This window comes from Burkholderia sp. BCC0397, assembly GCF_902832865.1.
Taxonomy (GTDB): domain Bacteria; phylum Pseudomonadota; class Gammaproteobacteria; order Burkholderiales; family Burkholderiaceae; genus Burkholderia.
In genome coordinates this window covers 32458-55195 of sequence record NZ_CADFDL010000003.1, presented here as the reverse complement: position 1 = coordinate 55195, position 22738 = coordinate 32458, and the positions used below count along the sequence as shown (strand labels likewise).

Here is a 22738-nt window from a genome sequence, read left to right as displayed (position 1 = left end):
GAGATTCACATCATGTTCGGCCACGCACTCGGCATCACGGATATCTGGACCTACGTGTTCGGCGTGATCTTCATCATCCTGCTGCCGGGGCCGAACTCGATGTACGTGCTGTCGCTCGCCGCGCAGCGCGGCGTGAAGGCCGGCTATCGCGCGGCCTGCGGCGTGTTCGTCGGCGATACCGTGCTGATGGTGCTGTCGGCTGCGGGCGTCGCGTCGCTGCTGAAGGCGAACCCGCTGCTGTTCTCCGTCGTCAAGTACGGCGGCGCCGCGTACCTGCTGTACATCGGCACCGGGATGCTGCGCAGCGCGTGGAGCAAGTTGCGCGCGCGCGGCGATGCGCCGGTCGAGGCGCCGCAGGCGGTCGACGGCGAGCGGTCTTTCGACAAGCCGTTCCGGAAAGCGCTGATCGTGAGCCTGCTGAATCCGAAAGCGATCCTGTTCTTCATCTCGTTCTTCATCCAGTTCGTCGACCCGGCATTCCCGCATCCCGCGCTGTCGTTCGTCGTGCTCGGGGCGATCGCGCAATGCGCGAGCTTCCTGTACCTGAGCACGCTGATCTTCGCGGGCGCGCGGCTCGCCGAGCACTTCCGCCGCCGCCGCAAGCTCGCGGCAGGCGCGGCGAGCAGCGTGGGCGGCCTGTTCATCGGTTTCTCGGTGAAGCTGGCGCTCGCGACCCTGAGCTGAGCGCCGCCGGCCGACCCACGACAACGATTACTTATTGAATTCACAAGCCATGCCAAAACGCACAGACATCAAGAGCATCCTCATCATCGGCGCCGGCCCGATTATCATCGGCCAGGCGTGCGAGTTCGACTATTCGGGCGCGCAGGCTTGCAAGGCGTTGCGTGAGGAGGGCTACAAGGTCGTTCTCGTCAACAGCAACCCGGCGACGATCATGACCGACCCGAACACGGCCGACGTGACCTACATCGAGCCGATCACGTGGGAAGTCGTCGCACGCATCATCGAGAAGGAGCGCCCGGACGCGATCCTGCCGACGATGGGCGGCCAGACCGCGCTGAACTGCGCGCTCGACCTGCATCACCACGGCGTGCTCGAGAAGTTCGGCGTCGAGCTGATCGGCGCGTCGCCGGAAGCGATCGACAAGGCGGAGGACCGCCAGAAGTTCAAGGACGCGATGACCAAGATCGGTCTCGGCTCCGCGAAGTCGGGCGTCGCGCACTCGATGGAAGAGGCGACCCAGGTGCACGCCGAGATCATGGCGCTCACCGGTGGCAGCGGCTACCCGGTCGTGATCCGTCCGTCGTTCACGCTCGGCGGCTCGGGCGGCGGCATCGCGTACAACCGCGAAGAGTTCGAGGAGATCTGCAAGCGCGGTCTCGACCTGTCGCCCACGCGCGAGCTGCTGATCGAAGAGTCGCTGCTCGGCTGGAAGGAATACGAGATGGAAGTCGTGCGCGACCGCGCCGACAACTGCATCATCGTCTGCTCGATCGAAAACCTCGATCCGATGGGCGTGCACACCGGCGACTCAATCACGGTCGCGCCGGCGCAGACGCTCACCGACAAGGAATACCAGATCCTGCGTAACGCATCGCTCGCGGTGCTGCGCGAGATCGGCGTCGACACGGGCGGCTCGAACGTGCAGTTCTCGATCAACCCGAAGGACGGCCGCATGGTCGTCATCGAGATGAACCCGCGCGTGTCGCGTTCGTCGGCGCTCGCGTCGAAGGCCACCGGCTTCCCGATCGCGAAGGTCGCCGCGAAGCTGGCGGTCGGCTATACGCTCGACGAGCTGAAGAACGAAATCACCGGCGGCCAGACGCCGGCGTCGTTCGAGCCGACGATCGACTACGTCGTCACGAAGATCCCGCGTTTCGCGTTCGAGAAGTTCCGCGAAGCCGATTCGCGCCTGACCACGCAGATGAAGTCGGTCGGCGAAGTGATGGCGATCGGCCGCACGTTCCAGGAATCGTTCCAGAAGGCGCTGCGCGGCCTCGAAGTCGGCGTCGACGGTCTCGACGAGAAGTCGACCAACCGCGACGAGATCGCGATCGAGATCCACGAGCCGGGCCCGGACCGCATCTGGTACGTCGGCGATGCGTTCCGCATCGGCATGACGGCCGAGGAAATCTTCGCGGAAACCGCGATCGACCCGTGGTTCCTCGAGCAGATCGAGCAGATCATCCTGAAGGAAAAGGCGCTCGGGGGCCGCACGCTCGCGTCGCTGACGTTCGACGAACTGCGCTACCTGAAGCAGAGCGGCTTCTCCGACCGCCGCCTCGCGAAGCTGCTCGGCGCGACGCCGGAAGACGTCCGCCGCCGCCGCGTCGAGCTGAACGTGCGCCCGGTCTACAAGCGCGTCGACACCTGCGCGGCCGAGTTCGCGACGAAAACGGCCTACATGTACTCGACCTACGAGGAAGAGTGCGAGGCGCAGCCGACCACGAACAAGAAGATCATGGTGCTGGGCGGCGGCCCGAACCGGATCGGCCAGGGTATCGAGTTCGACTACTGCTGCGTGCACGCCGCGCTCGCGATGCGCGAGGACGGCTATGAAACGATCATGGTCAACTGCAACCCGGAAACGGTGTCGACCGACTACGACACATCCGACCGCCTGTACTTCGAGCCGCTGACGCTCGAAGACGTGCTCGAGATCGTCGACAAGGAAAAGCCGGTCGGCGTGATCGTCCAGTACGGCGGCCAGACGCCGCTGAAGCTCGCGCTCGACCTCGAGGCGCACGGCGTACCGATCGTCGGCACGTCGCCGGACATGATCGACGCGGCCGAAGACCGCGAACGCTTCCAGAAGCTGCTGCAGGACCTCGGCCTGCGCCAGCCGCCGAACCGCACCGCGCGCGCCGAAGACGAAGCGCTCGCGCTGGCTGACGAAATCGGCTATCCGCTGGTCGTGCGTCCGTCGTACGTGCTGGGCGGCCGCGCGATGGAAATCGTCCACGAGCCGCGCGACCTCGAGCGCTACATGCGCGAGGCCGTGAAGGTGTCGAACGATTCGCCGGTGCTGCTCGACCGCTTCCTGAACGACGCGATCGAGTGCGACGTCGACTGCATCTGCGACGGCGAAGCCGTGTTCATCGGCGGCGTGATGGAGCACATCGAGCAGGCGGGCGTCCACTCGGGCGACTCGGCATGCTCGCTGCCGCCGTACTCGCTGTCGAAGGAAACCGTCGCCGAGCTGAAGCGCCAGACGGGCGCGATGGCGAAGGCGCTGAACGTGGTCGGCCTGATGAACGTGCAGTTCGCGATCCAGCAGGTACCGCAGGCGGACGGTTCGAAGCAGGACATCATCTACGTGCTCGAAGTGAACCCGCGCGCGTCGCGCACGGTGCCGTACGTGTCGAAGGCGACCAGCCTGCCGCTCGCGAAGATCGCGGCGCGTGCGATGGTCGGCCAGAAGCTTGCGCAGCAGGGCGTGACGAAGGAAGTCGAGCCGCCGTACTTCAGCGTGAAGGAAGCGGTGTTCCCGTTCGTCAAGTTCCCGACCGTCGATCCGGTCCTCGGGCCTGAAATGCGTTCGACCGGCGAAGTGATGGGCGTCGGCCAGACGTTCGGCGAAGCGCTGTTCAAGTCGCAGCTCGCGGCCGGTTCGCGCCTGCCGGAGTCGGGCACGGTGCTGCTGACCGTGATGGATGCGGATAAACCGAAGGCCGTCGAAGTCGCGCGCATGCTGCACGACCTCGGCTACCCGATCGTCGCGACCAAGGGTACGGCTGCCGCGATCGAAGCGGCCGGCGTGCCGGTGAAGGTCGTGAACAAGGTGAAGGACGGCCGCCCGCACATCGTCGACATGATCAAGAACGGCGAGATCGCACTCGTGTTCACGACGGTCGACGAGACGCGCCAGGCGATCGCCGATTCGCGTTCGATCCGCATGAGCGCGCAGGCGCACAAGGTCACGTACTACACGACGATGTCGGGCGCGCGCGCGGCCGTCGAAGGCTTGCGCTACCTGAAGGATCTGGAAGTCTATGATTTACAAGGTCTTCACGCTCGCCTAAACTAAGCAGTCAGTTACCTGTCGAAGCAACACGTGCCGCGATTAGGCGGTGTTTCCAGTGCATCGGAAACGCGCTTAATCGCGGTGATTTTTTTTAAAGCCGTTTTTAGCGATTGAGCCGTTTATGAGCACCATTCCGTTGACAAAGCGTGGCGCAGAGCAACTGCGCGATGAATTGCAGCGCCTCAAGTCGGTCGAGCGGCCGGCCGTGATCAACGCGATCGCGGAGGCCCGCGCACAGGGCGACCTGTCCGAAAACGCCGAATACGATGCCGCGAAGGAAAAACAGGGCTTCATCGAGGGTCGCATCGCCGAACTCGAATCGAAGCTGTCCGCCGCGCAAGTCATCGATCCCACGGTGCTCGACGCCGATGGCCGCGTGGTGTTCGCCGCGACCGTCGAACTCGAGGATCTCGAGTCGGGCGACACCGTCAAGTACCAGATCGTCGGCGACGACGAAGCCGATATCGATCACGGCCTGATCTCGGTCAGCTCGCCGATCGCGCGCGCGCTGATCGGCAAGACCGAAGGCGACGTCGCGGCCGTGCAGGCGCCGAGCGGCGTGCGCGAGTACGAAATCATCTCGGTCAGCTACGTCTGAAGCGGGGCGACGTGATGCCGCATCGCGTGTTCCGTCTGCTGTCGGCCGTGTGGGTCGGCAGCCTGCTGACGATCGGGTATGCGGTCGCGCCCGTATTGTTCAAGACGCTGGAGCGGATGACGGCCGGTTCGGTCGCCGCCCAGCTGTTCCGTATCGAGGCGATCCTCGGCGTCGTGTGCGGCGTGCTGCTGCTCGCGTTGTCGAACCAGCAGGTGCGGCGCGGCAGCAACGACTATCGCCGCGTGCGCTGGATCGTCGCCGCGATGGTCGGGTGCGTGCTGGTCGGGTATTTTGCGTTGCAGCCGTTCATGAACGCGCTGCGGGTGGCCGCGATGGAGGCGGGCACCGATATCGCGAATTCGCCGTATGCGAGCCGCTTCGGGATGCTGCACGGCGTCTCGAGCGTGTTCTATCTCGTCGAGAGCGTGCTGGGGCTGATGCTGATCTGGCGTCTGCCGGCGCGCGACGCCTGAGCGTCGCGCCGGGGCAGGGCGGCACGGGAAGCCGTGCCGCGCAAGCGTTTTACTTGCCCTGGAACGGCCGCTTGGTGCTGGCCTGGCGCTTTTTCGCGCGCTTCACGGTGCCGCCTGCGGTCACGCGTTCGTTGCCGCGCACCGTGACCTTCACCGGCTTCGGACGGCGCACGGGGCTCGCGTTCGGCGACACCTTGACGACCTTGACAGTGCGCGGCGCACGGCCTTTGCGGTCATCGACGGCTTCGGCCGCGCTCGGCAGCGCACCGGCACGACGGCCGCGGGTCGGGGCCGCGACCGCGGCCTCGGGCTTCCAGATCACCAGCAGCTTGCCGATGTGCTGGATCGGCGCCGCGCTCAGGCGGTCGCAGATTTCATCGTAGATCGCGATGCGCGTGTCGCGTTCGTCGCCGAACACGCGGATCTTGATCAACTGGTGCGCGTCGAGGTGCACCTTGATTTCCTTCAGCACGGCGTCGGTCAGCCCTTCGGCGCCGATCAGCACGACGGGCTTGAGCGCATGGGCCTGGGAGCGCAGCGCGGAGCGCTCGGCGGGAGAAAGCGAAAGGGCGGGCATGGAAATGTCGAAATCTAAATAAGGGCGCGCTGACTGGATAGCGATCGCGGAACGTTACCGCGTCAGCCGTGCGCCGAAACCACGTAAAATCGCGGCTTGGGCCTGAAAAGGGGCCGCAGCCGCGCGAAGAAGACGCGTATTATCCGCTAAAAGCGCGGCTTCACGAAGCAATTGGCAGCAATCTCTCTCTCGAATGGCAAAAAACCGCTTCAACCAGCACTGGCTGCACGACCACATCAACGACCCGTACGTCAAAATGGCGCAGCGGGAGGGCTATCGCGCGCGCGCCGCGTACAAGCTGAAGGAAATCGACGAGCAGGACAAGCTGATCCGTCCGGGCCAGGTGATCGTCGATCTCGGCGCCACGCCGGGCAGCTGGAGCCAGTATGCCCGCAACAAGCTCGCGCAGGGCAAGAAGCGCGACGCGGAGCGCGAAGGCGGCATCGACGGCACGATCGTGGCGCTCGACCTCCTGCCGATGGAGCCGATCGCCGACGTCCACTTCCTGCAGGGCGACTTCCGCGAGGACGACGTCCTCCAGCAGCTCGAAGAAGTGCTCGAAGGCCGCGAGGTGGACCTTGTTATTTCCGACATGGCCCCCAACCTCTCTGGCGTGGCCTCGGCGGACGCGGCGCGCATCGAGCATCTCTGCGATCTGGCGCTCGAATTCGCGCAGAACCATCTGAAGCCGGACGGTGCGCTGCTCGTGAAGTGCTTTCACGGCAGCGGCTACAGCCAGATCGTCGAGAAGTTCAAACAGCAGTTTAAGGTTGTCGCGCCGCGCAAGCCCAAGGCATCCCGCGACAAATCGTCCGAAACGTTCATTTTGGGTCGGCAGCTGAAGCATCCGCGCTGATGCGGAGCGCGGTGCCGCAAACGGGCTCCGGCCCTTGCCAGACAAGCGAAGCGCTATCGCGGCGGTTGTCAATGCTTATGGCGGGGGTGGTCGGACTGGATTAGAATGACCGAGGGGCGCCGCAAGGAAAATGTAGGCGCTCGTCTACGAGTGAAGGAGTGGTGCTTTGAACAACAATATGTTTTCGAAGGCAGCGGTGTGGCTGGTGATCGCACTGGTGCTGTTTACGGTGTTCAAGCAGTTCGACAAGCCCCGCGTCCAGGAAGGCGTGTCCTATTCGCAGTTCATGGACGACGCCAAGAACGGCAAGGTCAAGAACGTCATCGTTCAGGGGCGCAACCTCACCGTCACTCCGGCTGATGGCCAGAAATACCAGATCGTGTCGCCCGGCGACATCTGGATGGTCGGCGATCTGATGAAGTACGGCGTGCAGGTCAGCGGCAAGGCCGACGACGAGCCGAACGCGCTGATGTCCGCGCTGTACTACCTCGGGCCGACGATCCTGATCATCGTGTTCTGGTTCTACATGATGAGGCAGATGCAGGGGGGCGGCAAAGGCGGCGCATTCTCGTTCGGGAAATCGCGTGCGCGGCTGATCGACGAGAACAACAACGCGGTGAACTTCTCCGACGTCGCGGGCTGCGACGAAGCGAAGGAAGAAGTGTCCGAGCTCGTCGACTTCCTGCGCGATCCGCAGAAATTCCAGAAACTGGGCGGTCGCATTCCGCGCGGCGTGCTGCTGGTCGGTCCTCCGGGTACCGGCAAGACGCTGCTCGCCCGCGCGATCGCCGGTGAAGCGAAGGTGCCGTTCTTCAGCATCTCGGGTTCGGACTTCGTCGAAATGTTCGTCGGCGTCGGCGCGGCCCGTGTGCGCGACATGTTCGAGCAGGCGAAGAAGCATGCGCCGTGCATCGTGTTCATCGACGAAATCGACGCGGTCGGCCGTCATCGCGGCGCCGGCATGGGCGGCGGCAACGACGAGCGCGAACAGACGCTGAACCAGATGCTGGTCGAGATGGACGGCTTCGAGGCGAACTCGGGCGTGATCGTGATCGCCGCGACCAACCGTTCCGACGTGCTCGACAAGGCGCTGCTGCGTCCGGGTCGTTTCGACCGCCAGGTCTATGTCGGCCTGCCGGACATCCGCGGCCGCGAGCAGATCATGCGCGTGCACCTGCGCAAGGTGCCGATCGCGAACGACGTCGACGCGGCAGTCATCGCACGCGGCACGCCGGGCTTCTCGGGCGCCGATCTCGCGAACCTCGTGAACGAAGCGGCGCTGTTCGCCGCCCGTCGCGGCAAGCGTATCGTCGAGATGCAGGATTTCGAGGACGCGAAGGACAAGATCTTCATGGGTCCGGAGCGCAAGTCGGCCGTGATCCGCGAGGAAGCGAAGCGCGCTACCGCATACCACGAGTCGGGCCACGCGGTGGTCGCGAAGCTGCTGCCGAAGGCGGACCCGGTGCACAAGGTCACGATCATTCCGCGCGGTCGCGCACTGGGTGTCACGTGGCAGTTGCCGGAGCATGACAACGAGACGTATTCGAAGGATTACCTGCTGGACCGCCTCGCGATCCTGTTCGGTGGCCGGGTAGCCGAAGAGCTGTTCATGAATCTGGTCAGCACCGGCGCATCGGACGACTTCAACAAGGCGACCCAGACGGCGCGTGCGATGGTCGCCCGGTTCGGCATGACCGACGCGCTCGGGCCGATGGTCTACGTCGACGACGAGAATGATGCGTCGCCGTTCGGCCGCGGCTTCACGCGCACGATCTCGGAAGCGACGCAGCAGAAGGTCGACTCGGAAATCCGCCGCGTGCTGGACGATCAGTACAACCTCGCGCGTCGCCTGCTCGAAGACAACCGCGACAAGGTCGAGGCGATGACGGCCGCGCTGATGGAGTGGGAGACGATCGACGCCGATCAGATCAACGACATCATGGAAGGCCGTCCGCCGCGCTCGCCGAAGAGCTCGCCGGCTGTCGGCGGCGATTCGTCGGGCGGCGGCAGCGCCGAGGTCAAGCCCGGCAGCGCGCCGGCGCCGGCTACGCCGGCGGCATAATCTCCGCTTTAGTACCGTTCACGGGCTGGTGTGGCTTCACACCGGCCCGTTTTGCATTCATCCACGCCCGTTGCTCGTGTCCGATTCCGCAGTGTTCCCGTTCATTCCCGCGCCGCTCCGGTGCGGCCGCTTCGAACTGACGTTCGAACGCCCGCTCGTGATGGGCATCCTCAACGCCACGCCCGATTCGTTCTCCGACGGCGGCCGCTTCCTCGCGCGCGACGATGCGCTGCGCCAGGCCGAGCAGATGATTGCCGACGGTGCGGACCTGCTCGACATCGGCGGCGAATCGACGCGCCCCGGCGCGCCGCCCGTGCCGCTCGACGAGGAGCTCGCGCGCGTGATTCCGCTCGTCGAGGCGCTGCGGCCGCTGAACGTGCCGCTGTCGATCGATACCTACAAGCCGGCCGTGATGCGTGCGGCGCTGGCCGCCGGCGCGGACCTGATCAACGACATCTGGGGGTTCCGCCAGCCGGGCGCGATCGACGCGGTGCGCGACGGCAATAGCGGCCTGTGTGCGATGCACATGCTCGGCGAGCCGCAGACGATGCAGGTCGGCGAGCCCGACTACGGCGACGTCGTGACCGACGTGCGCGATTTTCTCGCGGCGCGCGCCCAGGCGCTGCGCGACGCCGGGGTGGCGGCGGAGCGCATCTGTGTCGATCCCGGCTTCGGGTTCGGCAAGGCGGTCGTCGACGACAACTATGCGCTGCTGGCCGCGTTGCCGGATACGGCGCCCGCGCGGCCCGACGGTCGCGCTTATCCGATTCTCGCGGGCATGTCGCGCAAGTCGATGCTCGGCGCGGTGATCGGCGGCAAGCCGCCGATGGAGCGCGTCGCGGCGAGCGTGGCGGCCGCGTTGTGCGCGGTCGAGCGGGGCGCCGCGATCGTGCGCGTGCACGACGTCGCGGCGACGGTCGATGCGCTGAAAGTATGGAATGCCGTGCGCGCAGCCGTGCGGCAACGATAAGCAAGTCAGAAAGACGAAAGACGAAGGAGGAAAGACCCCATGGGACGTCGATATTTCGGCACGGACGGCATTCGCGGCACGGTGGGCGAAGCGCCCATCACGCCGGACTTCGTATTGCGCCTCGGCTATGCGGCCGGCAAGGTACTGGCCGGCTCGGCCGACGTCGCGGCAGGCTCGCGTCCGACCGTGCTGATCGGCAAGGACACGCGCGTGTCGGGCTACATGCTCGAAGCCGCGCTCGAGGCCGGATTCTCGGCAGCGGGCGTCGATGTGATGCTGGCCGGCCCGATGCCGACGCCCGGCGTCGCGTACCTGACGCGTGCGCTGCGTCTGTCGGCCGGTGTCGTGATCAGCGCGTCGCACAACCCGTATCACGACAACGGGATCAAGTTTTTCTCGGCTGACGGCAACAAGCTGCCCGACGACACCGAAGCCGCGATCGAAGCATGGCTCGACAAGCCGCTCGAATGTGCGCCGTCCGACGGGCTCGGCAAGGCGCGCCGCCTCGACGACGCAGGCGGCCGCTACATCGAATTCTGCAAGAGCACGTTCCCGGCTGCGTTCGACCTGCGCGGGCTGAAGCTCGTGATCGATTGCGCGCACGGCGCCGCGTACCAGATCGCGCCGCACGTGTTCCACGAACTCGGTGCGGACGTCATTCCGATCGGCGTTGCGCCGAACGGCTTCAACATCAACGACGGCGTCGGCGCGACCGCGCCGGACGCACTGGTGCGCGCGGTGCGGGCGAATCACGCCGATCTCGGCATTGCGCTCGACGGCGATGCCGATCGCCTGCAGGTCGTCGATGCGACCGGCCGCCTGTACAACGGCGACGAGCTGCTCTACGTGCTGGTGAAGGACCGGATCACGACCGACGGCAAGGTCGACGGCGCGGTCGGCACGCTGATGACCAACCTCGCCGTCGAAGTCGCGCTGCAGCGCGAGGGCGTGAAGTTCGTCCGTGCGGCGGTCGGCGACCGCTACGTGCTCGAGCAGTTGCGCGAGCACGGCTGGCAGCTCGGCGCGGAAGGGTCGGGCCATATCCTGTCGCTCGACCGGCACTCGACCGGCGACGGCATCGTGTCGGCGCTGCTCGTGCTGGCCGCGCTGAAGCGCAGCGGCCGCACCCTCGCGCAGATGCTCGACGGCGTCACGCTGTTCCCGCAGAAGCTGATCAACGTGCGGATGAAGCCGGGCGCCGACTGGAAGGGCAGCGCGTCGATTCGCGCCGCGATCGATGCAGCCGAAGCCGCGCTCGCCGGCAGCGGCCGCGTGCTGATCCGCGCATCGGGCACGGAGCCCGTGCTGCGCGTGATGGTCGAGGCGCAGCAGGCGGCCGACGCGTTGCGCCATGCGGAGACGATTGCCGACGCGGTGCGCGCGGCGACGACCTGACCCGGCTCTCGATGAATATGCGTGCGGCGCCCCTCGGGCGCCGTCGTTTTGTCAGACGCAAAGGTTTGCCCTACCTAATAGAAGCACTTTCGGCAAACGCATTCTTCCGATCGAATCAGACATCCGACCCCGGAATCATGCCTGCTGCCAGGCCGGGCTTTCCGTCCGGCTGATGGTGCGCTACGATGCGCCCGCACGCCCGTGAAAACGGGCGTTCATCCCGCCCTCCGAGCCAGGCAATTCTTGCCGCAAGCGCCGCTCCGGCGCCCCGACGCGCCGCCCCGATACTCCCTTTCAACCAGTCATGTTACTGTCACGCCAGTTTCATCGATTGTCACATTACCGTCATGAGCAGCCCCTAACCTTCGCGGTGCCGTAGTCATCCGCTCACACACTGGAGGTCTCATGAAATTGATGCAAACCGCGATTGCCGGCCTGGCTGGCGCGCTTTTCGCCGTCGCCGCCCACGCTGCCGACATCACGGGCGCAGGTAGCACGTTCGCGATGCCGATCTATACGAAATGGGCTGCCGACTACCAGCAGTCCGGCGGTTCGAAGGTCAACTACCAGGGCATCGGCTCGTCGGGCGGCCTGAAGCAGATCGTCGCGAAGACGGTCGATTTTGCCGGTTCGGACGCACCGCTGAAGGATGAAGACCTCGCGAAGGAAGGCCTGTTCCAGTTCCCGACGGTGGTGGGCGGCGTGGTGCCGGTCATCAACGTGCCGGGCGTGAAGGCCGGCGAACTGACGCTGTCGGGCCCGGTGCTCGGCGACATCTACCTCGGCAAGATCAAGAAGTGGAACGACCCGGCGATCGCCGCGCTGAACCCGAAGGTCAAGCTGCCGGATACGGACATCGCCGTGGTCCGCCGCGCTGACGGTTCGGGCACGAGCTTCATCTGGACGAACTACCTGTCGAAGGTCAACGACGAGTGGAAGTCGAAGATCGGCGAAGGCACGACGGTCAACTGGCCGACGGGCACGGGCGGCAAGGGCAACGACGGCGTCGCGGCCTTCGTGCAGCGCCTGCCGGGCGCGATCGGCTACGTCGAGTGGGCGTACGCGAAGAAGAACAACATGACCTACACCGCGCTGAAGAATTCGACGGGCACGGTGGTCGAGCCGAAGACGGAAACGTTCAAGGCCGCAGCAGCAGGCGCGAACTGGTCGAAGTCGTTCTACCAGATCCTGACGAACCAGCCGGGCAAGGAAGCCTGGCCGGTCGTCGGCGCGACGTTCGTGCTGCTGCACGCGAAGCAGGACAAGCCGGAGCAGGGCGCGGAAACGCTGAAGTTCTTCAGCTGGGCGTTCAAGAACGGCGAGAAGGCTGCCGACAGCCTCGACTACATCTCGCTGCCGGCGACGGTCGAGACGGAAATCCGCAAGCAGTGGAAGACGAAGGTGACGGACGCTTCGGGCAAGCCGGTCGCCGCCGAGTAAGCATGCAGCGGTTCGCTGCCCGGCCGTGCCGGTCGGGCAGTGTGTGCGGTAAAGCCGGGCGTTACGGCGCCCGGCAATCAAAAGCAGGCACCCATGTCTGATATTTCATACACGTCCTCCCGATCGCCCGACAGTGCGCAGCGCGCGCCGAGCCGTCTCGGGGATGTCTTGTTCGGCGGCCTTGCACGACTCGCCGCGATCGTGACCCTGCTGCTGCTGGGCGGGATCATCGTTTCCCTGATCATTGCGTCGATGCCAACCATCCAGAAGTTCGGCCTCGGCTTCCTGTGGCAATCCGAGTGGGATCCCAACTCGGACATCTACGGCGCACTCGTGCCGATCTACGGCACCATCGTGACGTCGATCATTGCGCTCGTCATCGCGGTGCCCGTCAGCTTCGGCATCGCACTGTTCCTCACCGAGCTGTCGCCCGTGTGGCTGCGCCGCCCGCTCGGCATCGCGATCGAACTGCTCGCGGCGATTCCGTCGATCGTGTACGGCATGTGGGGGCTGCTCGTGTTCGCGCCGATCTTCGCCGAGTACTTCCAGAAACCGCTCGGCCGCCTGCTCAAGGACGTGTGGGTGCTCGGCCCGTTGACGTCCGGCGCGCCGATCGGCATCGGCATCCTCGCGGCCGGCGTGATCCTCGCGATCATGATCATCCCGTACATCGCGTCGGTGATGCGCGACGTGTTCGAGGTCACGCCGGTGCTGCTGAAGGAATCGGCCTACGGAATCGGCTGCACGACCTGGGAAGTGATGTGGAAGGTCGTGCTGCCCTATACGAAGACCGGCGTGATTGGCGGCGTAATGCTCGGCCTCGGCCGCGCGCTCGGCGAGACGATGGCCGTGACCTTCGTGATCGGCAACACCAACCTGCTCGACAGCGTGTCGCTGTTCGCGCCGGGCAACAGCATCACGTCGGCGCTCGCGAACGAATTCGCGGAAGCGCAGCCGGGCCTGCATACGTCCGCGCTGATGGAGCTCGGCCTGATCCTGTTCGTGATCACGTTCATCGTGCTGTCCATCTCCAAACTGCTGCTGCTTCGTCTCGAGAAGGGAGAGGGCAAGAAATGAGCGAGCCCATCATGAATTTCCCGGGGCCGGACGGCGCCGTGCTCGACGCGATGCGCAACCGCCTGCAGCGCAAGCGCAAGGCCGTCAACGCGATCGCGCTCGCCGCGGCGCTCGGCGCGATGGCGTTCGGCCTGCTGTGGCTCGTGTGGATTCTCTACACGACGATCCACCTCGGCGTCGGCGGCCTGTCGCTGCAACTGTTCACGGAATCGACGCCGGCACCGAACACGGAAGGCGGCGGTCTCGCGAACGCGATCGTCGGCAGCCTGCTGCTGTGCGGCTTCGGCACGCTGGTCGGCACGCCGATCGGCATCCTCGCGGGCGTCTATCTCGCCGAATACGGCCAGAAGAACCTGCTGGCCAGCACGATCCGCTTCATCAACGACATCCTGCTGTCCGCGCCGTCGATCGTCATCGGCCTGTTCGTGTACGCGATCGTCGTCGCGAAGTCGGGGCGCTTCTCGGGCTGGGCCGGCGTGATCGCGCTCGCGCTGCTGCAGATCCCGATCGTGATCCGCACGACCGAGAACATGCTGAAGCTCGTGCCGAATGCGCTGCGCGAAGCGGCCTTCGCGCTCGGCACGCCGAAGTGGCGCATGGTGCTGAAGATCACGCTGCGCGCGTCGATCGGCGGGATCACGACGGGCGTGCTGCTCGCGGTCGCGCGGATCGCCGGCGAAACGGCGCCGCTGCTGTTCACCGCGCTGTCGAACCAGTTCTTCTCGTGGGACATGAGCCAGCCGATGGCGAACCTGCCGGTCACGATCTACAAGTTCGCGATGAGCCCGTTCGCGGAATGGCAGTCGCTCGCATGGGCGGGCGTGTTCCTGATTACGCTCGGGGTGCTCGGACTGAACGTCCTGGCGCGCTCGATCTTCTCGAAAAAGTAACGGCGGAGCGATCCGATGAATATGGCAGAAAGCCACCTGAATCCCGTCGAGCGCACCGCTGCGCCCGCCGGCACGCAAGACGCGGCGAACGGCCGTCCGCTCGCGCCGCTGAACGCGAAGATCGAGGTCAACAACCTCAACTTCTTCTACAACAAGTTCCACGCGCTGAAGAACATCAACCTGCGCATTCCCGAAGGGAAGGTGACGGCGTTCATCGGCCCGTCGGGCTGCGGCAAGTCGACGCTCCTGCGCACGTTCAACAAGATGTTCGCGCTCTATCCGGAGCAGCGCGCCGAAGGCGAAATCCTGATGGACGGCGAGAACCTGCTGACGACGAAGCGCGACATCTCGCTGCTGCGCGCGCGAATCGGCATGGTGTTCCAGAAGCCGACCCCGTTCCCGATGTCGATCTACGACAACATCGCGTTCGGCGTGAAGATGTTCGAAAAGCTCACGCGTTCGGAAATGGACGACCGCGTCGAGTGGGCGCTCACGAAGGCCGCGCTGTGGAACGAAGTGAAGGACAAGCTGGGCCAGAGCGGCTACGGGCTGTCGGGCGGCCAGCAGCAGCGTCTGTGCATCGCGCGCGGCATCGCGATCCGTCCGGAAGTGCTGCTGCTCGACGAACCGTGCTCGGCGCTCGACCCGATCTCGACGGGCCGCATCGAAGAGCTGATCGCGGAGCTGAAGAGCGACTACACGGTCGTGATCGTCACGCACAACATGCAGCAGGCCGCACGCTGCTCGGATTACACGGCCTACATGTACCTGGGCGAGTTGATCGAGTTCGGCGAGACCGAAAAGATCTTCATCAAGCCGGTGCGCAAGGAAACGGAAGACTACATCACCGGCCGCTTCGGCTGATGACGGAGAACAACAGTCATGTCGGATAAACATCTGTCGAGCCAGTTCGACGCGGACCTGAATGCCGTGTCGTCGAAAGTGCTGGAAATGGGCGGACTCGTGGAGTCGCAGATCGTCGGCGCGATGCACGCGCTGAACGAATTCGATCGCGATGCGGCCGAGAAGGTGATCACGGCCGAGGAAACGCTGAACGCGATGGAAGTGGACATCGACCAGGAGTGCGGCAACATCATCGCGCGGAGGCAGCCTGCAGCGCGCGACCTGCGTCTTTTGATGTCGATTTCGAAAACGATTACGAACCTCGAACGCGCCGGCGACGAGGCCGAGAAGATCGCGAAGCGCGTGCGCCGCCTGGTCGACGAGCCGGCCGCGCGTGCGGTCAACATCGCCGAGATCAAGGTGTCGGGCGAGATGGCCGTGACGATCCTGCGCCGCGCGCTCGACGCGTTCGCGCGTCTCGATACGGTGGCCGCCGCGCAGATCGTCAAGGACGACAAGGAAATCGACATGGAATTCCGCGCGTTCGTGCGCAAGCTCGTGTCGTACATGCAGGAAGATCCGCGCACGATCTCGGTCGGCCTCGATTACCTGTTCATCGCGAAGGCGATCGAACGGATCGGCGACCACGCAAAGAACATCGCCGAATTCATCATCTACATCGTGAAGGGCACCGACGTCCGGCACCAGCCGCGCGACACGCTCGATCGCGAAGCCAACAGTTAATCGACTCCATATAGGAAGAATAGAGGTGCCGATGCCCAGCAACATTCTCGTCGTTGAAGATGAGCCCGCGATTTCCGAACTGATCTCGGTGAATCTCCAGCACGCCGGTCATTGCCCGATCCGTGCGTACAACGCCGAACAGGCGCAGAACCTGATCAGCGACGTGCTGCCCGATCTCGTGCTGCTCGACTGGATGCTGCCGGGCAAGTCCGGTATCGCGTTCGCGCGCGACCTGCGCAACAACGAACGGACCAAACATATCCCGATCATCATGCTCACCGCCCGCGGCGACGAGCAGGACAAGGTGCTCGGCCTCGAGATCGGCGCGGACGACTACGTGACGAAGCCGTTCTCGCCGAAGGAACTGATGGCGCGCATCAAGGCCGTGCTGCGCCGTCGCGCGCCGCAGCTGACCGAGGACGTCGTGTCGATCAACGGGCTGCGCCTCGACCCGGCCACGCATCGCGTCGCCGCGCACGGGGACGGCAGCGAGATCAAGCTCGATCTCGGCCCGACCGAATTCCGTCTGCTGCATTTCTTCATGACGCATCCCGAGCGCGTGCACAGCCGCACGCAACTGCTCGACCAGGTGTGGGGCGACCACGTGTTCGTCGAGGAGCGTACCGTCGACGTGCACATCAAACGATTGCGCGCGGCCTTGAAACCGGCCGGCTGCGATGCGATGATCGAAACCGTGCGCGGCAGCGGCTACCGCCTGGCCAAGCACGCGTAACGTATTCGGGCATGCCGCGTGCCGCGGCATGCCGTTCATTCTTTCGGACGCTGAATCATGAACATCATCTGGGCGCGCTTTCTAGTGTCGCTCGTGCTGCTCGTGCTGATCGGCGTATTGGTCGGCGTCTTCGCCGGCCCGATCGCGGGCCTCGTGTTCGTGGTCGTGATGCTGGTCGCGCAGGGCTTTTTCAGCACCTTCCATACGCAGCGTCTGTGGCGCCTGCTCGATGCACCCGTCTACGGCGAGGTGCCGAGCGCGCCGGGCATCTGGGGCGAGATCTACTATCGGCTGCACAAGCTCGCGAAGCAGTGGCATGCGCAGGTGCGACAGGTCGAACAGCAGCACTCGCGCTTCATCCAGGCGATCCAGGCGTCGCCGAACGGCGTCGCGATGCTCGACGACCACGACCAGATCGAGTGGTGCAACGCGATCGCCGAAGTCCATTTCGGCCTCGATGCGAAGCGCGACCTGCGCCAGCACATCACGAACCTGGTGCGTCATCCCGATTTCGTCCGCTACCTGAATGCGCAGCATTACGACGAGACGCTGTTGATGCGCGGCATGGGCGACTCGCGGCAGAACGTGCTGGCCGTGCAGGTGTTTCCGTACGGCGAGAACCGCAAGCTGCTGCTCACCCAGGACATCACCGAGCTCGAGCGCACCGACGCGATGCGGCGCGACTTCGTCGCGAACGTGTCGCACGAGTTGAAGACGCCGCTCACCGTGCTGTCGGGCTTCCTCGAGACGATGCGCGAGCTGCCGCTGAACGAGGAGGATCGCGCGCGCTATCTCGACATGATGGAGCAGCAGGCGTCGCGGATGCGGCACATCGTGACCGACCTGCTGGTGCTCGCGAAGCTGGAAGGCGAGAGCAAGCCGCCGGTCGATCACGCGATCGACATGCGTGCGGTGTTCGATCATCTGAAGGAAGATGCGCAGACGCTGTCGAGCGGGCATCACGACATCGCGTTCTCGATCGACGAGACGCTCGGTGTCACGGGGGCGCAGACGGAGCTGTTCAGCGCGTTCGCGAATCTCGTCACGAACGCGATCCGCTATACGCCGGACGGCGGCAAGATCGTCGTGTCGTGGCGGCGCGAAGGTGCGCAGGGCGTGTTTTCCGTCACGGACAGCGGCTTCGGGATTCCGGCCGCCGACCTGCCGCGGCTCACCGAGCGCTTCTATCGCGTCGATCGCAGCCGTTCGCGCGATACGGGCGGCACGGGCCTCGGGCTCGCGATCGTCAAACACGTGCTGCAGCGGCACGACGCGCATCTGTACGTGCAGAGCGAGGAAGGGCGCGGCAGTACGTTCACCGCGCGATTCCCGGGTTCGCGCATCATCGCGATCCGGCCGGCTGCTTACGAAGCCTGATCGCGTCGCGGCCCGGCGTTAAAAAAGCAGCCCGCGGGCTGCTTTTTTCATGGTGAAGCGGCGCGCGACCCGCATCGCGCCGACGGCTCACGAGCAGAACTTCGCGAGCAACCCGAGCTGCGCGTTGCGGCTCGTCTTGCCGGTGCGGCGCCGGCGATAGTGGCCGTCGCTTTGCATCAGCCACGCCGACTGGTTGTCGCCGAGGCACACCGACAGCCCTTCGGCGATCACGCGGCGCTTGAGCTTGCGCTCGCGGATCGGGAACGCGACTTCGACGCGGCGGAACAGGTTGCGGTCCATCCAGTCGGCGCTCGACAGATAGACGTCCTCGGCGCCGCCCGCGTGGAAATAGTAGATGCGGTGGTGTTCGAGGAAGCGGCCGACGATCGAGCGCACCGTGATGTTGTCCGACAGCCCCGGCACGCCGGGCTTCAGCGCGCAGACGCCGCGCACGATCAGGTCGACCTTGACGCCGGCCTGCGACGCTTCGTACAGCGCGGCGATCACCGACGGCTCCAGCAGCGCGTTCATTTTCGCGACGATGCGCGCGCGCTTGCCGGCCTGCGCATTGTCGATCTCCGCGCGGATCGAATCGATGATGCGCGGATGCAGCGTGAACGGCGACTGCCACAGCTCGTGCAGCGTCAGTTCGCCGCCGATTCCGGTCAGTTGCTGGAATACGTGATGAACGTCCTCGCAGATCTTCTGGTCGGCCGTCATCAGCCCGAAGTCGGTGTAGAGGCGCGCGGTGCGCGGATGGTAGTTGCCGGTGCCGAGGTGCACGTAGCGGCGCAGCGACGCCTTGCCGGCCTGCACGACGCGCCGCACGATCAGCATCATCTTCGCGTGGCACTTGTGGCCGACCACGCCGTACACGACATGCGCGCCGACGGCTTCGAGCTGCGACGCCCAGTTGATGTTGGTTTCCTCGTCGAAGCGCGCGAGCAACTCGACGACGACGGTCACTTCCTTGCCGTTGCGCGCGGCTTCCATCAGCGCGTCCATCAGCGGCGAGTCGGTGCCGGTGCGGTAGATCGTCTGCTTGATCGCGACGACGCTCGGGTCTCTCGCGGCCTGCTGCAGCAGTTCGAGCACGGGCTGGAAGCTTTCGTACGGGTGGTGCAGCAGGATGTCGCCGTTGTCGATCGCGTCGAACATCGTCGGCGCGTTGGCGATGGCGGCAGGGGTCGATGCGGTGAACGGCGTGAACTTCAGGTCGGGGCGGTCGACGAGATCGGGAATCTGCATCAGGCGCACGAGGTTCACGGACCCGTCCACGCGATAGCAGTCCTTGTCGCTGAGTTCGCTTTCCTCGAGCAGGCGCCGCACGATGTGCAGCGGCGTGTCGGCCGACACTTCGAGGCGCACCGCGTTGCCGAGGTGGCGCGCGGGCAGTTCGCCCTGCAGCGCGACACGCAGGTTCGTGATTTCGTCTTCGTCGACGAACAGCTCGCTGTTGCGCGTGATGCGGAACTGATTGCAGCTCTTCACGACGAGTTGCGGAAAGAGTTCGCCGACGAAGCGCTGCATGAACGAGCTCAACAGCACGAAGCCGTGCTCGAAACCCGACAGCGCATGCGGCATGCGCACGACCCGCGGCAGCGCGCGCGGCGCCTGCACGATGCCCATCACGGCCTGGCGGCCGAACGCGTCGCAGCCTTCGAGCTCGACGACGAAGTTCAGGCTCTTGTTCAGCACGCGCGGGAACGGGTGGGCGGGATCGAGGCCGATCGGCGTCAGCACGGGCAGCAGCTCGTCGAGGAAGTAGCGGCGCGCCCATTCGAGCTGCTCGTCGTTCCACGCGTCGCTCGCGTGGAAGTAGATGCCTTCCTGTTCGAGCGCCGGCAGCACGGTTTCGTGCAGCATCGTGTACTGTCGATGGACGAGCCGTTGCGCGCGTTCGACGACGAGATCGTAAGCGTGCTGTAACGACATGCCGTCGGGCGTCAGCGCGCCGGGGTTGTCGCGGATCTGCTCCTGCAGGCCGGCCATCCGGACTTCGAAGAATTCGTCGAGGTTGCTGCTGGTGATGCAGATGAAGCGCAGGCGCTCGAGCAACGGGACTTGCGGATCGGCCGCCTGGGCCAGCACGCGCTCGTTGAAACCGAGGATGCCGAGTTCACGATTGAGAAGCGGATAACGGACGGACATCGGCAGAGTAGGGGGTGATTCAGGCGATGATTCGAAAGGACGCTCGGAAACTCTCACGGTACGATGACGTGCTGATGACAATAATAGTTTTATATCGGGAAATTCTACGCCCTAACCCTTTCGTCGCATAAATGTTTTCGGCTATATGGAATCGAGCCGTGTGCATGCCCGTGAAGCGTGGCAACGGCAAGCGTTCCACGCTTAAAATGTCGCCTTTGACTGATCGCCTGCGGTGGCCGGAACGGCTGCCGCGGAAGAACGCGCACGGAGCCCCCTTCTGATGGTTACAACTCCCCACTTGCTGGCTGCCGTGGATCTCGGCTCGAACAGCTTCCGGCTGATCGTCGGGCGCGTCGAGGAAACGCCGGCCGGCAGCCAGATCTATCCCGTCGACGCGCTGCGCGAGCCGGTTCGGCTGGCCGCGGGCCTGTCGAGCGACAAGATGCTCGATCGCGCGTCGCAGGAGCGTGGCTGGGAGGCGCTCAAGCGGTTCGGCGAGCGCCTGCGCGATTTCCATCCCGATCATGTGCGTGCGGTGGCGACCAACACGCTGCGCGTCGCGAAGAACGCCGCCGAATTCCTCGGCGAGGCCGAGGCGGCGCTCGGGTTCCCGATCGAAGTGATCGCGGGCCGCGAAGAGGCGCGCCTCATCTATGCGGGCGCCGCGCACTCGGTGCCGGCGAGCGCCGGCAAGCGGCTCGTCGTCGATATCGGCGGCGGCTCGACCGAATTCATCATCGGCTCGCACTACACGCCGATCGTGATGGAGAGCCTCTATATCGGCTGCGTGAGCCATAGCCGCACCTTCTTTCCGGCCGGCAACGTCGACGAATACACGATGCGGCAGGCCGAGCTCGCGGCCAAGCGCGAGATCCAGATCATTTCGAGCGAGTACAAGAAGGCCGGCTGGGACCAGGCGATCGGTTCGTCCGGGACCGCGCGCGCGCTCGCGGAACTCGTCGAGGCGAACGGCTTCAACGATCCGGGCATCACGCACGGCATTTCGCGCGGCGGCCTCGAGCGGCTGAAGCGTGCGCTGATCAAGTCGGAGAACGTCAACCGGCTGAAGCTGATCGCGCTGAAACCCGACCGCGTGCCGGTGCTCGCGGGCGGCCTCGCGATCATGCTGGCGGTGTTCGAGGAACTCGGCGTCGACTACGTCGATACGACCGACGGCGCGCTGCGCCTCGGCGTGCTGTACGACCTGCTCGGCCGGACGCAGCACGAGGACATGCGTGCGGTGACCGTCGAGGGGTTCACGCGCCGCTACGGCGTCGATCGTGCGCAGGCCGAGCGGATCGGTGCGCTCGCGGTGCGTTTCTACGACGAGCTCGAGGAAGACGACGAGGAAGCGCGCGAGGAAGGGCGGATGTTCCTCGGCTGGGCGGCCGCGTTGCACGAGATCGGCCTGTCGATCTCGCACAGCGCGTATCACAAGCATTCGGCCTATATCGCGAGTAACGCGGACATGCCGGGTTTCTCGCGTACCGACCAGGCGCGGCTCGCCGCGCTCGTGCTCGGTCATGCAGGCAAGCTGGGCAAGCTGTCGCAGGCGCGCGAGGTCGAGTGGCCGCTGCTGTTCTGCCTGCGGCTCGCGGCGCTGCTGTGCCGGCGCCGGACCGATGCGGGGCTGCCCGACATTTCCGTTTCGCAGATGAAGAAGGGCGGGTATGAGGTGCGTCTGCCGAACGCCTGGGTCGAGCAGAACCCGTTGACCGACTACAGCCTCAGCCAGGAGGCGGCGGAGTGGGAGAAGGTCGGTATCCCGTATCGCGTGGTGTATACCGGCGCGTGACAGGGCGATAGCGGGGCCCGGAGGGTGTTCCGGGCTGCGGGGGATGTGCCGCGCTGGCGGCACCCGTCGGACGCCGCGCCGTACGATCGTTACGGGCCGCGCAACGCGGGTGCTGACGGTCGGCTCAATCCGACGAGCAAACGATCGCGGTCAGGAACGGGAACGCCTGTTTGACGGTTGCGTCGCTGCCGGCCTTGCGCACGGCTTCCTCGACCGCGCTCTTCGTGCCGCGCACGACGACACCGTAGGCCCAGTCGCCGATCGGCTTGCCGTCGCCCGGACGGAAGATCGGGTCATTCGCCTGGTAGCCGAGCACGACGTAGACGCCGAAGCCGTACGCCGTCAGCGAGCGGTTCGTGCGGAACGCATTGACCGAATTCGATTCGACGTGCATCGGCTCCGACTGGATGTCGCCGGCCGCGAGCAGCGGCGCGACGAACTTGTGGCCGGTCGAATGGCAATCGAGCGCGTCGTCGAGCGCTTTCGCCGACGCGGTGCCGGCGGTGGCGAGCACGAGCAGCGACGCGCAGAGGGCTGGCTTGAGAATGTTGTTTTTCATGCGCGGTTGCAGGTTGTTCACACGTATTATCGCGTGTTCGAGCAAGTTCCGTGCGCGGGCTGCGGTAGAGATCGATGCATGGTCGCGTCGACGCCCCGGTTGATCCCTGCAATGGACCGAATCGCGGCGAGCCGGGATTTAAATCATAAGTCATTGATTTTGTGTGAAATTTAAGCTCATTGAGATTTTGCGATCCGACCCGCTACGCTATAT

At 65.2% G+C, this 22738-nt stretch carries 19 protein-coding genes; 16 read left to right on the top strand and 3 right to left on the bottom strand.

What is annotated here, in order from left to right:
* The first annotated feature begins 12 nt into the window (after window positions 1–12).
* The 4 genes from leuE (at window position 13) to HWX03_RS10305 (ending at window position 5056) form a co-directional block, all read left to right on the top strand.
* Window positions 13–684, top strand: a complete 672-nt coding sequence (gene leuE / locus HWX03_RS10320) for a leucine efflux protein LeuE (protein ID WP_175820144.1) — start codon at window positions 13–15, stop codon at window positions 682–684.
* A 49-nt stretch (window positions 685–733) separates the two neighbouring features.
* Window positions 734–3988 carry a carbamoyl-phosphate synthase large subunit gene (gene carB, locus HWX03_RS10315; protein ID WP_175820143.1) on the top strand — a complete coding sequence of 1085 codons (3255 nt, stop codon included), beginning with the start codon at window positions 734–736 and terminating at the stop codon, window positions 3986–3988.
* 118 nt (window positions 3989–4106) lie between these two features.
* Window positions 4107–4583, top strand: coding sequence for a transcription elongation factor GreA (gene greA / locus HWX03_RS10310; RefSeq protein ID WP_174386427.1), 477 nt, complete (start codon window positions 4107–4109; stop codon window positions 4581–4583).
* 14 nt (window positions 4584–4597) lie between these two features.
* Complete coding sequence (locus HWX03_RS10305) at window positions 4598–5056, top strand: DUF4149 domain-containing protein (RefSeq protein ID WP_175871610.1); 459 nt, start codon at window positions 4598–4600, stop codon at window positions 5054–5056.
* A 49-nt stretch (window positions 5057–5105) separates the two neighbouring features.
* On the opposite strand, the gene HWX03_RS10300 is transcribed toward HWX03_RS10305, so the two are convergent.
* Window positions 5106–5633: a YhbY family RNA-binding protein gene (locus HWX03_RS10300; RefSeq protein WP_174386428.1), complete on the bottom strand. Its 528-nt coding sequence runs from the start codon at window positions 5631–5633 to the stop codon at window positions 5106–5108.
* A 193-nt stretch (window positions 5634–5826) separates the two neighbouring features.
* Here HWX03_RS10300 and HWX03_RS10295 point away from each other — a divergent pair, with 193 nt between their 5' ends.
* The 11 genes from HWX03_RS10295 (at window position 5827) to phoR (ending at window position 18020) form a co-directional block, all read left to right on the top strand.
* On the top strand, window positions 5827–6489 hold the full coding sequence (locus HWX03_RS10295) for an RlmE family RNA methyltransferase (protein WP_174433392.1): 663 nt from the start codon (window positions 5827–5829) through the stop codon (window positions 6487–6489).
* 166 nt (window positions 6490–6655) lie between these two features.
* Complete coding sequence (gene ftsH, locus HWX03_RS10290; RefSeq protein WP_175820141.1) at window positions 6656–8551, top strand: ATP-dependent zinc metalloprotease FtsH; 1896 nt, start codon at window positions 6656–6658, stop codon at window positions 8549–8551.
* Between the two features lie 28 nt (window positions 8552–8579).
* Complete coding sequence (folP, locus tag HWX03_RS10285) at window positions 8580–9521, top strand: dihydropteroate synthase (RefSeq protein ID WP_175871181.1); 942 nt, start codon at window positions 8580–8582, stop codon at window positions 9519–9521.
* Between the two features lie 39 nt (window positions 9522–9560).
* Window positions 9561–10916: a phosphoglucosamine mutase gene (gene glmM / locus HWX03_RS10280; protein WP_175871180.1), complete on the top strand. Its 1356-nt coding sequence runs from the start codon at window positions 9561–9563 to the stop codon at window positions 10914–10916.
* Between the two features lie 405 nt (window positions 10917–11321).
* The gene (gene pstS / locus HWX03_RS10275) at window positions 11322–12356 is read left to right on the top strand and encodes a phosphate ABC transporter substrate-binding protein PstS (RefSeq protein ID WP_175871179.1); all 1035 of its coding nucleotides are present in this window, start codon (window positions 11322–11324) and stop codon (window positions 12354–12356) included.
* Between the two features lie 93 nt (window positions 12357–12449).
* Entirely contained in the window at window positions 12450–13433 is a 984-nt protein-coding gene (pstC, locus tag HWX03_RS10270; RefSeq protein WP_175820139.1) for a phosphate ABC transporter permease PstC, read from the top strand.
* Window positions 13430–14323, top strand: a complete 894-nt coding sequence (pstA, locus tag HWX03_RS10265) for a phosphate ABC transporter permease PstA (protein ID WP_175820138.1) — start codon at window positions 13430–13432, stop codon at window positions 14321–14323. Before pstC ends, pstA begins: the two co-directional genes overlap by 4 nt.
* Window positions 14324–14338: 15 nt before the next feature.
* Entirely contained in the window at window positions 14339–15187 is an 849-nt protein-coding gene (pstB, locus tag HWX03_RS10260) for a phosphate ABC transporter ATP-binding protein PstB (protein WP_089499931.1), read from the top strand.
* An 18-nt stretch (window positions 15188–15205) separates the two neighbouring features.
* Window positions 15206–15910 carry a phosphate signaling complex protein PhoU gene (phoU, locus tag HWX03_RS10255; RefSeq protein ID WP_006758671.1) on the top strand — a complete coding sequence of 235 codons (705 nt, stop codon included), beginning with the start codon at window positions 15206–15208 and terminating at the stop codon, window positions 15908–15910.
* 31 nt (window positions 15911–15941) lie between these two features.
* Window positions 15942–16643 (top strand): phosphate regulon transcriptional regulator PhoB, encoded by a 702-nt coding sequence (gene phoB, locus HWX03_RS10250; protein WP_006750313.1) that lies wholly within the window; start codon window positions 15942–15944, stop codon window positions 16641–16643.
* Between the two features lie 57 nt (window positions 16644–16700).
* Window positions 16701–18020 (top strand): phosphate regulon sensor histidine kinase PhoR, encoded by a 1320-nt coding sequence (phoR, locus tag HWX03_RS10245; protein WP_175820137.1) that lies wholly within the window; start codon window positions 16701–16703, stop codon window positions 18018–18020.
* An 87-nt stretch (window positions 18021–18107) separates the two neighbouring features.
* Here phoR and ppk1 read toward each other — a convergent pair whose 3' ends face one another.
* Entirely contained in the window at window positions 18108–20171 is a 2064-nt protein-coding gene (gene ppk1, locus HWX03_RS10240; protein WP_175871178.1) for a polyphosphate kinase 1, read from the bottom strand.
* Between the two features lie 280 nt (window positions 20172–20451).
* On the opposite strand from ppk1, the gene ppx reads away from it, so the two are divergent.
* A complete protein-coding gene (gene ppx / locus HWX03_RS10235; protein WP_175820135.1) occupies window positions 20452–21966 on the top strand; it encodes an exopolyphosphatase in 1515 nt (504 codons plus the stop codon).
* Window positions 21967–22090: 124 nt separating this feature from the next.
* On the opposite strand, the gene HWX03_RS10230 is transcribed toward ppx, so the two are convergent.
* Window positions 22091–22525, bottom strand: a complete 435-nt coding sequence (locus HWX03_RS10230) for a hypothetical protein (protein ID WP_175820134.1) — start codon at window positions 22523–22525, stop codon at window positions 22091–22093.
* Window positions 22526–22738: the final 213 nt, after the last annotated feature.